The 13,795-nt window shown below is 56.6% G+C and carries 12 protein-coding genes; 2 read left to right on the top strand and 10 right to left on the bottom strand.

All coding sequences use genetic code 11. The features are described 5' to 3' along the window. Positions 1-382 precede the first annotated feature (382 nt). Together FRZ40_RS15355 and FRZ40_RS15350 are read left to right on the top strand one after the other, a co-directional pair. On the top strand, positions 383-1,063 hold the full coding sequence (locus FRZ40_RS15355) for a hypothetical protein (protein ID WP_158647002.1): 681 nt from the start codon (positions 383-385) through the stop codon (positions 1,061-1,063). Between the two features lie 304 nt (positions 1,064-1,367). Beyond that, positions 1,368-1,745 (top strand): DMT family transporter, encoded by a 378-nt coding sequence (locus FRZ40_RS15350; protein ID WP_147234592.1) that lies wholly within the window; start codon positions 1,368-1,370, stop codon positions 1,743-1,745. Between the two features lie 285 nt (positions 1,746-2,030). Here the strand turns inward: FRZ40_RS15350 and FRZ40_RS15345 are convergent, their stop codons facing one another. The 10 genes from FRZ40_RS15345 to FRZ40_RS15300 all read right to left on the bottom strand — a co-directional run bounded on the left by FRZ40_RS15345 (position 2,031) and on the right by FRZ40_RS15300 (position 13,790). Further along, the gene (locus FRZ40_RS15345) at positions 2,031-4,415 is read right to left on the bottom strand and encodes a glycoside hydrolase family 78 protein (protein WP_147234591.1); all 2,385 of its coding nucleotides are present in this window, start codon (positions 4,413-4,415) and stop codon (positions 2,031-2,033) included. A 76-nt stretch (positions 4,416-4,491) separates the two neighbouring features. After that, entirely contained in the window at positions 4,492-5,100 is a 609-nt protein-coding gene (locus FRZ40_RS15340; RefSeq protein ID WP_147234590.1) for a glycoside hydrolase family 78 protein, read from the bottom strand. Positions 5,101-5,105: 5 nt separating this feature from the next. Beyond that, positions 5,106-7,067: a polysaccharide biosynthesis protein gene (locus FRZ40_RS15335; protein WP_147234589.1), complete on the bottom strand. Its 1,962-nt coding sequence runs from the start codon at positions 7,065-7,067 to the stop codon at positions 5,106-5,108. Then, on the bottom strand, positions 7,067-7,651 hold the full coding sequence (locus tag FRZ40_RS15330; protein ID WP_147234588.1) for a PglD-related sugar-binding protein: 585 nt from the start codon (positions 7,649-7,651) through the stop codon (positions 7,067-7,069). The genes FRZ40_RS15335 and FRZ40_RS15330 overlap by 1 nt, the downstream gene beginning before the upstream one ends. Before the next feature lie 10 nt (positions 7,652-7,661). Next, positions 7,662-8,222 (bottom strand): sugar transferase, encoded by a 561-nt coding sequence (locus FRZ40_RS15325; protein ID WP_147234587.1) that lies wholly within the window; start codon positions 8,220-8,222, stop codon positions 7,662-7,664. Then, the gene (locus FRZ40_RS15320; RefSeq protein ID WP_147234586.1) at positions 8,206-9,162 is read right to left on the bottom strand and encodes a UDP-glucose 4-epimerase family protein; all 957 of its coding nucleotides are present in this window, start codon (positions 9,160-9,162) and stop codon (positions 8,206-8,208) included. The genes FRZ40_RS15325 and FRZ40_RS15320 overlap by 17 nt, the downstream gene beginning before the upstream one ends. Continuing rightward, positions 9,162-10,412: a glycosyltransferase family 4 protein gene (locus FRZ40_RS15315; RefSeq protein WP_147234585.1), complete on the bottom strand. Its 1,251-nt coding sequence runs from the start codon at positions 10,410-10,412 to the stop codon at positions 9,162-9,164. Before FRZ40_RS15315 ends, FRZ40_RS15320 begins: the two co-directional genes overlap by 1 nt. A 12-nt stretch (positions 10,413-10,424) precedes the next feature. Next, the gene (gene wecB, locus FRZ40_RS15310; RefSeq protein ID WP_147234584.1) at positions 10,425-11,555 is read right to left on the bottom strand and encodes a non-hydrolyzing UDP-N-acetylglucosamine 2-epimerase; all 1,131 of its coding nucleotides are present in this window, start codon (positions 11,553-11,555) and stop codon (positions 10,425-10,427) included. A 44-nt stretch (positions 11,556-11,599) separates the two neighbouring features. Then, positions 11,600-12,727 (bottom strand): UDP-2-acetamido-2,6-beta-L-arabino-hexul-4-ose reductase, encoded by a 1,128-nt coding sequence (gene wbjC, locus FRZ40_RS15305; RefSeq protein WP_147234583.1) that lies wholly within the window; start codon positions 12,725-12,727, stop codon positions 11,600-11,602. 4 nt (positions 12,728-12,731) lie between these two features. Continuing rightward, positions 12,732-13,790 (bottom strand): nucleoside-diphosphate sugar epimerase/dehydratase, encoded by a 1,059-nt coding sequence (locus tag FRZ40_RS15300; protein WP_147234582.1) that lies wholly within the window; start codon positions 13,788-13,790, stop codon positions 12,732-12,734. Positions 13,791-13,795: the final 5 nt, after the last annotated feature.

The raw sequence follows: 13,795 nt of genomic DNA, 5'->3' as shown, positions 1-13,795 counted from the left end.
ATGACTCGCTGGGTAACGACCGATACACCGATACTGCTTCGTTGTCGTCTTGTGGACAATGCGACGACAGACCTAGTGGGCATAAATGAGTTGATCAAAGGGTTATAAGTCTATGGTGCAGTGCAGCACCGCATGGACGACACGCCCACGCACGCCTTTGGAGATTCGAGCAAAAGTCGCGCTACAATCACGGTCACCGCCTCAAAACCCTTCCGACATATTTCTCGGCATGCACCAAACACCCCCAGTAGCAGAACGCTCGCATACGCATCTTCTGCGCCATTTTGCCAAGTCGATCAAGCTTATTATTCTGACTACCGTAGTCGGAGCGTTGATTGGCACATTGACTTCCCAATTCCAGCATCCCCGATGGCTCGCCAAAATGACGGTCCAAATCGGACAAGTGACCATGCCTGAGCAGGCAGGTCAGCTCATCGAAAGCCAGTTATCCGCCACGGATCGTTACAATTTGGCCAGCTCCCGACTTCTTGTGCTCCAGGAAATGGGACTGCCGACCGATGTCAACAATGACAGGGAAGCCAAGGTAATCTTCGACTCGTTGCGGGCAACGCCTGCAAAAGGCCTCGACCTCATCGAGCTGGAAGTCTCGGACTACTCCCGAGACCGAGCTCAGGCGGCATTGATGGCCTCCTTCAAGGTATTTTCGGCCGAACATCAAAAAAGGTTCGAACCCACGGTCAATGACATGAAACGCGCACTCGATCTTGCGTCCGCCAAGCTCGCTTCAGTTGAGGCCGACTCCGACCGCACCTATAAGTCGATCCAATCCGGCAACGCCACCGGCAACAATTCGCACGACATCCTGTTGACCAATACGGCAACGCTGATCAACGAACAGATCGTTGCACTGAACAAACAGACAACCGAGCTACAGGGGGCTCTCAGCCCCTTACGCACGTATCCAACCCGGATGCTCGTCGCGCCGTACGTTCCCGAACGACCTAGCACGCCGAGCGCGAAGCTGCTGATCGCAGTCGGCGCCGCACTGGGTATGTTGGTGGGCGCTGCCATCGCCGCCCTCCGGAATCCGCGACGCGTTTAAAGAGTCGCGCATGCCGGACTCACTGTTCCGGCTTTGACCGCATACCATAGGGGTGTCGCCGACTGTCGCCGACACCGTCTGGTCATAGCAATGCGACTTCGACATTCTGATTCCCACTCGATCTGGCGGGAATTAGAACAATGGAACCGAACGCACTGGGCCGGTGACGCGGCTCGTGGCAGGGACATTCGAACATTCTTCTGAATCTTCGCCTACGGCATAGCGCCCGCCGGTGCGCTGCTCAACGGCGCGCAGTTGGGCGTCTTGTACAATGTGCGCCTACATTTTATCGGCTGCGCATCCAATGAATCGAGCCCTGGATCATCTCTACATCATCGCGATGGTCTTTCTGACCGCATACAGTCAGGTCATCATGCGCTGGCAGGTAGGCCACGCTGGCAATCTTCCGGTGAGCCTGCCCGGCAAGATCCAGTTCGTCACGGGCCTATTGCTAAACCCATGGGTGATCTCGGGCATCATCGCGACATTCTTTGCGGGTGTGTCGTGGATGCTGGCGCTCACGAAATTCCAGATCAGCTACGCGTATCCATTCACGAGTCTCGTGTATATGCTGGTGCTCGCTTCGGGCGTGGTCTTCTTTCGCGATGGCGTAAATGCTGGTCGACTTGTTGGCACTGCAGTTGTAATGGCCGGCGTCCTGATCATCGCCAGATTCGGATAACAAAGGAAATCCGTATGGCGCAGCCAATGATCAGTGCACCGATGCAAATCCCAATCCTGATCGGCCGTACGGAAACCTTTAGATAAGATACACGTCGGCTGAACCTCGGCCCCAGCAGGTGAGGTACACCCGGTTGAGTAGCCGCTTTCGCATAACCGAAGCTGGCGCATTCCTCCGCCGGCAAGTCAGCTAAGCTACCGGGAAAATCGTGAACGCGCCTTTTCCGCAAACCTCAGACACTTTCGTTAGAAGTCCGAAAAAGAAACGAATGTCGGATTAGAAATCTCAATGCACCGAAAAGTGATATTTCCCTGACCCAACTTGATAGACCGTCCAATCATTTTTTCGATAGAGAAAGTTCGCACCGTCTTCTTCGACTATCCGTCCCTTTGCCGCCGGCACCCAAATTTCGGCGCTGGCGTTGACCGGGATGTCCACGTCGAGACTCAACTGACCTTTTTTCTCTTGCCAGTTCACCGCTATTGGCCCGTATGGCGAATCGTATCGGCTGCTAGCGCTATGCACCTTGTTGCCCGGCGTAGGTTGAATAACGATCTTCTGGAACCCTGGACTGCCAGGACGTATCCCCGCGATATTCTGGTACATCCACTCGCCTACGGAACCATACGCATAGTGGTTAAATGAGTTCATTCGCGCATCCTGAAATGCGCCATTCGGACGGATTGCATCCCATCGCTCCCACATTGTCGTTGCACCCTTACCAATCTGGTAACCCCAGGAAGGAAAGCTGGTCTGGAGAAGGAGGCGGTAAGCAACAACCATATGCCCGTTTTCCGAAAGCGCAAACAGCAGTCGTGGCGTGCCAAGGAATCCTGTGGAGAGGTGCCAGCCTTTGGCTTTGATCAACTCAACCAGATGGTTGGCTGCCGGTTTCCTCAAGGAGTCGGGTAACAAATCCATAGTCAGAGCCAGTACATAGGCCGTTTGCGTATTTCCCTTAATTCTTCCGTCAGACTGTACAAAAGAGGCGTCAAACGCACTGCGGATGTTGGCAAATAACTCTTTGTACGGCGCGGGATCCTTTCCCAGAACCACTGCGGATTTCGCCACGATTGCAGCGCTATGCGCGAAGAAGGCCGTAGCAATCAGGTCCTTTGGCGTCTCATCCTTGATATTGAGCCAGTCTCCATAACCGGCACTCGGACGCAAGTAGCCAGTACTGTTTGCCTTCAGATAAGAAATCCACTTGACCATCGCGTCAAAATTCTGCTCAAGTACCCGCCTGTCTCCGTAGCGTTCATATGATGTCCACGGCACGATGACACCGGCATCGCCCCACCCTGCCCCAGCCTCACCGATACCCAGCCCGCCTGGGTCCGGTGCAATATCTGAAAAGGCGCCTGCCGGCGACTGTGTATCCCGAAGATCCGTCAGCCATTTGCTAAGAAATTGCGCCGACTCCATGTTGTAAGTACCCGTGCCGGCAAACGCAGCAATATCGCCGGTCCAGCCGAGTCGCTCATCACGTGCCGGCGTATCTGTCGGAATGGACAGAAAATTGCCACGCTGACCCCACGCAATATTGCCTTGCAACTGGTTCAGCATCGGCACGTCAGTCGAGAACGATAGCGTGAACGGCGCGGCGGTATGCAGCACTCGCCCGACAAGCTCAGGCCGAGTCTTCGAGCCCGTCACTTCAACGTAGCGAAAGCCATGAACAGTGAAATTAGGCTCAAATACCTCCTCACCCTTGCCTTTCAAAACATAGGTATCGGTCGCTGCGGCTGTGCGTAAATTAGTCGTATACATTGTTCCATCGCTATTTAGCACTTCAGCATGGCGTATTGTTATCACTTGCCCGGCCTTTCCGGATACGCGTAATCTCACGGTCCCAACCATGTTCTGTCCAAGGTCAAAAATATAGCTGCCAAGCTTACGTTCCGTGACCTTCACCGGTTCAAGTTCGCGCTCCATACGTACCGGCGGGTCCACTTGAGCGACCAATTCTGCCTGCGTGGCCGGTTTGACCAGCACAGCCTTCCAACCCGCATCGTCGAAGCCTGGCGAACTCCATCCCGGTGTTTCTTTGCGTGCGTCGTACTTCTCGCCCATGAGTAGATCGGCGCTAACGATGGGACCGATTTTGCTCTTCCAGCTGCTGTCGGTAACTATCCGCTCGCTGCTGCCATCCGAATATTTCAATTCCAGTTGGGCCAGAGCGTAAGGTACTCGCCCGTATTGATCAGGCCCAAACGATCCGATGTTGCCCGCATACCAACCCGTGGCGAGCATGATACCCATAGCGTTCTTACCCGACCGCACCAGATCTGTCACATCGTACGTCTGATATTGGACGCGCCGGTTATAGTCCGTCCATCCCGGGGCAAAATAATCGTTCCCCACCTGATGTCCGTTGATCTCCACCTGATACACGCCGAGGGCAGTCGCGTATAGTCTGGCTGACTGAACCTGTTTTGCGGCAACGAATTCCTTGCGAAGCTCGGGACTCGGACTTTCTGGCTCTTCCCGGGTACGCGTATCCCAGCGGATTTTTCGATCTCCAATAGTGGGCTTGCCATTGGTATAAGCCTCGCCGCTTTCATATCCCCCTTGCCGTAAGTCCACCAACCAATTTTGCCGGTGACGTCCGATTGCTCCAGGTAGTATTTTCCAGGCGGCGCAGGCTTTTTGAGTTTTAATGTCCCCCACGCATTATCCGGTTGATTATTGAATCGGTGCCGTGCGAGCAGCTTGCCGCCCGGTCCGCCCTCGTATAAGGAGAGCGTCATGCCTGAACGAGTCGTGACGAATGTTGGGACCGACGCGGAGACTGAAAAAATGGCTTGCTCGACGTAAAGCTTTGGCCCTGCGTCTCGCCTGGATTGAGCTGAGCAGGTTGATTCGATTTGTTGAAACCTGCAGGTAAAGATAGCACCTGGTCATGGCCGATGTATTGAGCATGCCAGTCGGATTTCGAAAGCAATCCCATTTCCCACCATGATGGCTTGCTCCACGCGGAAGGACGTCCTTGTGCGTCCCAGACTCGAACCGTCCAATAGTATCGGGTCCGTGACAACAATGGGGCACCGCCATACAAGACCAATGCCGACTGATCCGTCGCCACCCTGCCGCTATCCCAGACATCCGGCCGCGCGAGCAGGGACGAGCTCGTCGCCACTTTTACCTCGTAGGCACTCTGTTTCTGGTTACGTTCGTCCGATGCAAGAATCCAGCTCAGTCTTGGTTTAGGCGTATCGATGCCAAGTGGACTAGAAGCGTATTCAACCGTCGTGCTCTGTATCCTGACACCCGTTCCGGGGGCCGCCGTTTGCGCGAGACAAAACGACTGAAGGGTCAACATAACGACGGCCACGATCAATTTTCTGAATTTCATTAGTATCAGTTTTGAAGCGTAGCCGTTACGGAATTGTCAGCCGCTTGTGGCCCGTAACCATGCACCAGTCGACGCAGAATCTCCTGCATGTGCACCTGATTGTGCTGTTCGGCCGCCAGCCTGATTTCAGCCAGTACCGGCTCAAGCTCGGACCAACTCAGATGATCCTCGCGCGCCTTCATGATGCGCTCGTGCGCCGTCCCCTCTGGGTTGTCTCCGATCAACAGTTCTTCATAGAGCTTCTCTCCTGGACGCAATCCGGTGATTTTGATCTCAATGTCACCACCAGGATTACGTTCGTCCCGGACTGCCAGCCCAGACAACTCGATCATGCGTCGGGCAAGATCGATGATCTTGACTGGATGCCCCATATCGAGCACGAAAACCTCGCCGCCACGCGCCATCGCCCCTGCTTGCAAGACCAATTGTGCAGCCTCGGGAATCGTCATGAAATAGCGGGTAACGTCTTTGTGGGTTACCGTCAGCGGGCCGCCTTCCAACAACTGACGGCGAAATAGCGGGACGACGCTGCCGCTACTGCCTAGAACGTTGCCGAAACGGACCATCGCAAAAATGGTGCGGTTCTTGACCGCTTCGCCTGCCTGGCGGTCAAGCACGTCGAATGTCAGCGCCTGACTGGCTGCCAATGCCTGCAGCACCAATTCGGACATCCGCTTGGTGGCACCCATTACGTTGGTCGGACGTACTGCCTTGTCGGTGGACACGAGCACGAAGTACTCAACGCCGCTCTCCATTGCCGCACGAGCCATATTGAGCGTACCGAACACATTGTTCAGGACGCCTTCCGACGGATTGCATTCGACGAGCGGCACGTGCTTGTAGGCCGCGGCATGGTAGACCGTGGATGGTCGATGGATTTGGCAGATCTCGCGCAGGCGTCCCAGATTCGATACGCTGGCCAGCAGGGGAACCAGCTCGATCGACAAGCACTGCTCTGAGCATCGGTCTTCCAGTTCACGGTGGATGGTGTAGAGCCCGAACTCGTTATGCTCGACCAGCACAAGACGGCGCGGCTTCTCCAACATGATTCGCCGGCAAAGTTCGCTGCCAATGCTACCGCCCGCCCCCGTCACCAGGACCGTCTTGCCAGAATGGTTGCGCGCCAGCAGCGCTGCGTTGGGCACAACAGGCGCACGACCGAGCAGGTCCTCGACATCCAGTTCGCGGAAGTCGCGTACCGTTACCCGACCCGATGCGAGATCGCTCATGCTCGGCAGCGTGCGCACGTGGACAGGCAATTCGCGAAGCGTGGCAATGATCCCGTTACGTCGCACCCGTCCCAACGAGGGGATCGCAAGCAGGATATCGGTCACGCCCATGCGTTCGACGATATCTCGCACCTCGTCGAGGCCAAAGATGTCCACGCCATTGATACTGCCGCCGATCTTGCTCGCGTCCTCATCGATAAAGCCAAGAAGAGCAAACTGGCGTGAGGTCCTGAGTGCGGAAGCAGTCTGCACACCGGCCTCGCCCGCGCCATAGATCAGCAACCTGCCCTCTCCATCGCCGTAACCGTCCCCTAGGCCAACGAGCCAGAAGCGCGCCATAGCGCGGCTCGCACCTACCAGCAGCAAGAAAATCATCGGCTGGATCAGTCCGATGCTGCCCGGAACGCCATTCCATTTGAAAATCAGCAGAGCGATAAAAAAAACCGCCGCGTAGATGCCAACCGCTTTGGCCGTGCTTGCCAGCGCAGCCATGCCTGTATAGCGGAAAATGGCTCGATAGAGGCCAAGGCGCACGAATATCGGGAAGACCAAAAAGGGGGTCAACAGATAAACATACGCCTGCTGGTATTGCGGCAATCCTGTCTGACCGATGCGCAAGTAGAAAGCGCTCCAGACGGAGAATATCGACAACACAAGGTCGACCGCCAACACCGCCGCGCGCTTGGCAGGGCGAGGCAACGCCAGCAACGACGCTACTGAAATCCTGGAAACGGGCATTAATGCTCTCGACTCACCTGAAGGGCAGTACCGGGCGCGAGGACAACACCGTCTTGCACCCTCACTCCATAACCCAGCGCGGAACCGGCCTGCATCCATGCCCCGCGCCCCAAGATGGACCCGCCTGCCATGGAAGCATTCACGCCAAGATGACCAAAATCCTCAACCGTGCAGTGATGATCGACTACCCCGCCGCAATTGACGATCGAGCCTGCACCTAACTTAGCCTCGGTGCCGATGATCGAGCCCGCCATGATTGCACTCCCCGGCCCGACTACCGCCGTGGGCGACACAATCGCCCTAGGATGAACAATAGCAGGCAGCTCGAAACCGAGTTCCCCCAGTCGATCGAACAGGACTTCCCGCAGACTATTGTTCCCGATGGCAACGATAGCCGCCTCCGCCTGCGAACGGCCTTCTGCCAAGCTCGCTGTTGTGCCGAGGATGGGCCGACCCCAAACCGACGTCAATTCAGGGGCGGCATCATCCACGAACCCAATCAGCTCGAAAGTCCCACACGCCAAGACCGCTTCGGCCACGGATTTACCATGGCCTCCAGCACCAACAATCAATAGTCTCTTCATTTCGCAACCGTCAATGTGTGATGCCATCGCGCCGAATGACCTTTTCAAAAGTCATCCAGAGAATCTTGATATCGAACCACAACGATTGACGCTCAAGATATTCCCGGTCGAGCTTAACTTTTTCAGGAATGGGTAATTCATCCCGGCCGTTAACCTGCGCCCATCCCGTCAGTCCAGGCACCAATGTCTCGACACCCAAGCGGGTACGCTGATCGATCAGGTCGTCTTGATTGAAGAGCGCTGGTCGAGGCCCGACAAAACTCATGTCACCGGTGAGGATGCTCCAAATCTGCGGCAGCTCGTCCAGGCTGCTTTTGCGCAAGAAGCTACCTATTGGCGTCAAATGTGCCGTTGGGTCCTTCAACAAATGCGTGGCCACCGCAGGCGTCCCCACTCTCATGCTTCGAAACTTCGGCATCTTAAAGATTTTGTTGTTCTTCCCCACGCGATCCGACCAGTACAAAACAGGACCACGCGACGTCAAACGTACTGCAAAAGCAACCACTACGATCGGAATTAGCAGGATCAGGCTCGCGCAGATAGCCAGGACCAAATCAAATAGACGTTTCACTCCTAAAGCCCTCCGCGGCTTTTCTCAAACCTTCATCAACAGAAAGAGGGGGACTCCAGGCCAGCAATTCTTTCGTCTTCGCAATATCAACCTGAAGTGACCCGCACAATCGCTGCGCAATTGCAGGCTTCCCCACCACCGTTGCCCCAATTCGTAACAGGGATGCAGGGACGGGAATCAGTCTGGCCGGCCGCCCAAGCGCACGCGCCATCCGCCGCAATAATTGCGTCGTCGACAAATCCTCATCGTCCGAAACAAGCAGTGTCTGATTGGCTGCGGCAGGATGCGTGATACACGTAGCAATCAAGGCAACCAGATTATCGATGGCCACTAGGCTGCGTGCATTGTGAATAGCCCCTAACGGCAGCGGGATACCGCGATTGAGCCAGCTCATCATCGCCTGGAAATTGGCTTTCACGCCCGGGCCATAAACCAGGGGCGGCCGAATAATGACAACCTCCATGCCAGTCAGATTCGATAGTTCGCGCAGTCCCTGCTCCGCCTCCATTTTCGATATCCCATAGGCGTCAAGCGGCGCGGGAACATCATCTGCAGAAAAAGCCCGGCCTGACTCCGTCGCCTCACCGTTCACCTTGATAGAGCTGACAAAGACGAAGCGCGATACGCCCGCAGCCGCGGCCTGGCTCGCCAGATGCAGCGTTCCCACCACATTGACCTGCCGGAATTCGGCAAGCGGATCTGCAGCCTTATCGTCCATCACGTGCACACGCGCCGCTGCGTGCACAACAGTCGAGATCCCTTCCAATGCTTTCGTCCAATCCATCTCCGCCGACAAGCCTTCGATAAGGGCAGTCTCAACGCCTGCGGGCATCGTACCGATCGAACGACGAACACACGCACGGACCGGGACGTGGTCACGGGCCAGTTTGTCGACCAGAGCCCTCCCGACGAATCCTGTTGCACCAGTTACTAAAATCATCACACTCCCCGAGTTATGGAAGGGGGATATCGGTCACGAGTCATAGTCCCGAGCCAATCTTCCAACCGGCGGATCAAGGTATCCCGATCGAACTCCTGGGCGCTGATAGCCCTCGCGTTCTGCCCCATCAACGCACGCTCCTCCACAGTCATCCGCGAGAGTTCCAACACGCCGCTTGCTAGGGCCGCGTGGTCTCCGGCGGCGCAAGTCAAACCTGCGGCGGAATTCCTGACCACCTCCGCTCCCTCACCGTTCAGCATGGCAACGACCGGTACGCCCGCCGCCAGGTACGATTGAAGCTTCCCCGGAATTGTCATTGAGAAAATCGGCTCATCCTTCAAGCTGACCAACAGGGCGTCCGCATGCTTGAAAAAGGAAGCCATTCTCTCCACGGGATGTCTCCCCAGCATCAACACGCAATGCTGTAGCCCGCGACGCTCGATTTCCTCCGCGACCCAGCTGCCCATACGTCCATCGCCGACGATTAGCCAGCGAATATGCGAATGCTCTTTCAAGCTTTCGGCGGCGGCGAGGATGGCCGGGAAATCCTGAGCGTCGCCGATATTTCCAGCGAACATCACGTTGAAGGAACCCGGCTGCGCCGCCACTTCCTCGGCCGGCACAACGCGCTCCAGATCGAACAACGATTCCGCCCAGCTTGGGAAATACTCGACCCGCCTGTCTGAACCGGCATATTTTCGGATCTGCGGAATAAAGCTTCTCGATTGTGCAAGGATCAAATCGCAGCGCTTGTAAATAAACGCGACCAACTTCCCCACGAGCCGCAGCAGCACGCCGGAACGGACGACGCCTATTGCCTGCAGCGTCTCAGGCCACAGGTCCAGCACCCAGAAAGCCATTGGGGCACGTTTGACCGCGCGCATCAGCGCTGCCGGCAACCCGACGGTAATCGGCGAGGGCTCATAGGCGAAAACCACATCGAATTTCCGCCCCCGTAGTTTCCACATACCCAGCAACGATGCGCTCGCAGCAAATGAAAAGTAATTCATCATCAAGCTGAGCCCGCCGTGCCCCCTAGGCCGCATTGGCACGCGAATGACCTCCGCCCCCTCGTAGCGAGAGTAGGCATCCGGATCGTCGCGAAATTGCGGCAACACGGATCCTTCCGGATAGTTTGGAAGCCCCGTCAATACGGTGACTTCGTGACCGCGTCGTACCAGTTCGGCAACGAGATCATTGATCCGAAAATTCTCGGGCCAGAAGTACTGTGTCACTACGAGCAGCCGCATGCATCGCTCCCCTTAGTACTTCTTCCATACCACGCGGTTTACATAGTCTGTGTAGCTATGAATGATTCGCAGCACTTTGTCGGAGACGTTGGGCATGCTGTAGTCCGCCACTTGCCGCAGAAGCCGCGTTTCGCCGCGCGGCTGGCTTGCAAGGATCTCAAGCCCCTGCATCACGCGCTCCACTTCCAGGCCAACCATCATTACCGCTGCCTCTTCCATGCCTTCAGGGCGCTCATGCGCCTCACGCAGGTTCAACGCGGGGAAGTTTATGATGGAGGATTCCTCATTAATCGTCCCGCTGTCGGACAGCACCGCTCTCGCCGAAAGTTGGAGCTTGTTGTAGTCTGTGAAGCCGAGCGGTTTGAGGAGTTGCACATTAGCGTGGAATTGCGCGCCCATGGCGTCGACGCGCTTTTGCGTGCGCGGATGCGTGGAAACGATGACGGGCAGACCGTATTGCTCCGCCACCGTATTCAGCACTTGCACAAGCTTGCCGAAGTTGGCGTCCGAATCGATGTTCTCCTCGCGATGGGCACTGACCACGAAGAACTTCCTTTCAGTCAAACCAAGGCGCTCGAGCACATCCGAGCTCTCAATCGCGGGCCGATAATGCGCCAACACCTCCGCCATCGGGCTGCCTGTCTTGATCACCATGTCTGGCGGCAGACCCTCGCGCAGCAAATACTCACGCGCGATCGAGCTGTAAGTGAGGTTGATGTCGGCCGTATGGTCCACGATGCGGCGATTGGTTTCCTCCGGCACGCGCAGATCGAAGCAGCGGTTGCCCGCTTCCATATGGAAGATTGGAATCTTGCGCCGTTTGGCGGGGATCACCGAAAGACAACTATTCGTGTCGCCGAGTACCAGCAGGGCCTCTGGATTCTCGGCAGCCAGCACCGAGTCCATCGCGATAATAATTTTGCCGATGGTCTCTGCCGCGCCGCCGCCTGCCGCATTCAGAAAATGGTCCGGCTTGCGGATACCAAGATCGTCAAAGAATATCTGGTTGAGTTCGTAATCGTAATTCTGCCCGGTATGCGCAAGCACATGGTCGCAATGCTCGTCGAGGCGTGCCAGCACGCGCGACAAGCGAATAATCTCCGGCCGTGTGCCGACAACGGTCATGACTTTGAGTTTTTTCATAGACACCGAAAAGGTTGGCCGTTACGACAAGTGGGACGATTAGATTAAAGAGGACAGGCGAAGGTGTCGGGACGGGCCCGATCGAATACCTCGTTCGCCCATAGCATGACGACCATCTCATCCTGACCGATGTTGGTGATGTCGTGCGTCCATCCGGGAACTGTTTCAACGATTTCAGGTTTGTTACCCGATGTCACCAGTTCGTGGGTCTGCCCGGTCTGCATATGACGGAATTTGAAGCGTGCCTCGCCCTTGATGACCAGGAACTTCTCCGTCTTCGTGTGGTGGTAGTGTCCGCCACGAGTAATGCCGGCATGCGCCGTGAAGAACGAGAACTGACCGCAATCCGGGGTCTTCAGCATTTCCACGAAGATGCCGCGCGGATCGCCGTACTGTGGCACGGCATAAGCGAATGCCTCTTCAGGCAAATAACTGACGTAGGTCGCATACAAGGCCCGCACCAACCCCGTACCCACGTGGTCGATGATCAGTGTGTCCCGGCTCGCCCGGAACCCCTGGATCCGATCTGCCAGCTCGCCAACGGTAGTCCCGTACTGCGGCGTCACAACCTCGAAGCCGTCGGCGTCCACTTGCCCAACGGCCCCATCCATCAGTTGCATGAATCGTTCGATCACGTCGTCGACGTACACCAGCGTGACCGATGCCGCTGGATCGTTCACCTTGATGGGGAGGCCGCGGGCGATGTTATGGCAAAACGTCGCGACAGCGGAGTTGTAGTTGGGCTTGCACCACTTGCCGAACACGTTGGGAAGACGAAATACGTGCACCGGGATCTGATGGGTGCGAGCGGCCCCGAATAACGCTTCTTCCGCCCCGAGCTTGCTCTGTCCGTAGGGGTTGTCAGATGCCGCCTGGATGGACGAAGTGTAGATGACGGGCACCTTTCTGCCCGTCGCGTCAGCCTCGGCGCAAACGGCCTGGCACAACGCCATGGTCAGGTCCAGATTACCCGCAACGAATTCAGTGGGGTCCTGCGGTCGATTGACGCCGGCCAGGTGGAAGACGATGTCCGCCTCCCGCAACAGGCCAGGCAGGCGAGCAGGATCGTCAGCGCGCGTGAAGCACACTGCCTCCACATCCTTGCGTTCCGACAAGTGCAGTTGCAGGTTCTTGCCGACGAAGCCGTTGGCCCCTGTAATTAGCGCCTTCATGACATCACTCCTCAGCGATAGCATGCTCTCCGCGAGCGATGCGATCCATGAAGTCGAGCTTCAGCAGCAACGCCTTCATGCCTTCCAAATCAAGGCGAGCGGTATTGTGCGAGTTGTAGTCCTCACCATGCTGGCTCTGGGTAATGCGCTGCTCGCCTTGCTCGAAGAATTTGGCATAGTTCAGGTCGCGAGCGTCCGGCGGTACCCGGAAGTAATCGCCCATGTCCTCGGCACACGCCATTTCTTCACGGCTAAGCAACGCTTCATAAAGCTTCTCCCCGTGACGGGTGCCGATCACCTGCACCGGATGCTCCGGCCTACCCATCAACCCCAGGATGGCTTGCGCCAGCACCTCGACGGTAGCGGCTGGCGCCTTCTGCACGAAAATGTCGCCGTTATTGCCATGTTCGAAGCCGTACAACACGAGGTCCACCGCATCGGCCAGCGTCATCATGAAGCGCGTCATGGTCGGATCGGTGATGGTGATTGGCTTGCCCGCGAGCACCTGCTCCACAAACAGAGGAATGACGGAGCCGCGCGAAGCCATCACGTTGCCGTATCGCGTGCCGCAGATAACGGTGCGCGTGCCCTCCAGATTACGACTGGCAGCGACCATGACCTTTTCCATCATGGCTTTGCTGATACCCATTGCATTGATGGGATACACCGCCTTGTCGGTGCTCAGGCAAACTACCCGCTGCACGCCTTGCTCGATCGCGGCTTCCAGAACGTTCTCTGTGCCGAGGACATTGGTACGCACGGCCTGCATGGGATAGAACTCACACGAAGGCACTTGCTTGAGCGCCGCCGCATGAAATACGTAGTCCACGCCTCGCATTGCAGACGTCACGCTCTGTTTGTCGCGTACGTCACCAATATAGAACTTGAGCTTGGGATTGGCATAGCGCTTGCGCATGTCATCCTGCTTCTTTTCGTCCCGGCTGAACACACGGATTTCTGCTATGTCGGAGTCAAGGAAACGATTCAGCACGGCGTTGCCGAAAGAGCCTGTGCCGCCCGTGATAAGCAAAACCTTGCCGTCGAAGAAATTTAATTGGCTCATAATTC

The organism is Paraburkholderia azotifigens (assembly GCF_007995085.1).
GTDB lineage: Bacteria > Pseudomonadota > Gammaproteobacteria > Burkholderiales > Burkholderiaceae > Paraburkholderia > Paraburkholderia azotifigens.
This window is presented reverse-complemented; position numbering and strand designations above follow the sequence as displayed.

Excerpts from the sequence above, each read along its gene's own strand:
- FRZ40_RS15335 (WP_147234589.1), bottom strand. The coding sequence starts at position 7,067 with ATGCCCGTTTCCAGGATTTCAGTAGCGTCGTTGCTGGCGTTGCCTCGC.
- FRZ40_RS15320 (WP_147234586.1), bottom strand. The coding sequence starts at position 9,162 with ATGATTTTAGTAACTGGTGCAACAGGATTCGTCGGGAGGGCTCTGGTC.
- FRZ40_RS15330 (WP_147234588.1), bottom strand. The coding sequence starts at position 7,651 with ATGAAGAGACTATTGATTGTTGGTGCTGGAGGCCATGGTAAATCCGTG.
- FRZ40_RS15350 (WP_147234592.1), top strand. The coding sequence starts at position 1,368 with ATGAATCGAGCCCTGGATCATCTCTACATCATCGCGATGGTCTTTCTG.
- FRZ40_RS15300 (WP_147234582.1), bottom strand. The coding sequence starts at position 13,790 with ATGAGCCAATTAAATTTCTTCGACGGCAAGGTTTTGCTTATCACGGGC.
- FRZ40_RS15315 (WP_147234585.1), bottom strand. The coding sequence starts at position 10,412 with ATGCGGCTGCTCGTAGTGACACAGTACTTCTGGCCCGAGAATTTTCGG.
- wbjC (WP_147234583.1), bottom strand. The coding sequence starts at position 12,727 with ATGAAGGCGCTAATTACAGGGGCCAACGGCTTCGTCGGCAAGAACCTG.
- FRZ40_RS15355 (WP_158647002.1), top strand. The coding sequence starts at position 383 with ATGACGGTCCAAATCGGACAAGTGACCATGCCTGAGCAGGCAGGTCAG.
- FRZ40_RS15340 (WP_147234590.1), bottom strand. The coding sequence starts at position 5,100 with ATGAAATTCAGAAAATTGATCGTGGCCGTCGTTATGTTGACCCTTCAG.
- wecB (WP_147234584.1), bottom strand. The coding sequence starts at position 11,555 with ATGAAAAAACTCAAAGTCATGACCGTTGTCGGCACACGGCCGGAGATT.